The sequence below is a fragment of the Psychrobacter sp. TB20-MNA-CIBAN-0197 genome (assembly GCF_040309765.1).
Lineage (GTDB): Bacteria > Pseudomonadota > Gammaproteobacteria > Pseudomonadales > Moraxellaceae > Psychrobacter > Psychrobacter submarinus.
Map to the genome: position 1 here is coordinate 1 of NZ_JBEOPC010000963.1, position 256 is coordinate 256.

1 protein-coding gene is annotated in these 256 nt (G+C 42.6%); it reads left to right on the forward strand.

What is annotated here, in order from left to right; genetic code table 11:
- Positions 1–256 (forward strand): pyridoxal-phosphate dependent enzyme (locus AAEY83_RS16735; protein ID WP_351060890.1); only part of this gene is annotated, 256 nt, incomplete at both ends.

Here is a 256-nt window from a genome sequence, read left to right on the forward strand (position 1 = left end):
GTATACGCTAAAGTTGAATCTCGTAATCCAAGCTTTAGTATCAAATGCCGCATTGGTGCATCGATGATTTGGGAAGCTGAAAAGTCAGGTCAGCTTGTTGAAGGTAAAGAACTTATTGAACCAACATCGGGGAACACCGGTATTGCACTTGCATTTGTTGCAGCAGCACGTGGTTACAAGTTAACGCTTACTATGCCAAACACCATGAGCCTAGAACGTCGCAAGCTATTAAAAGCATTAGGTGCAAATCTAGTAC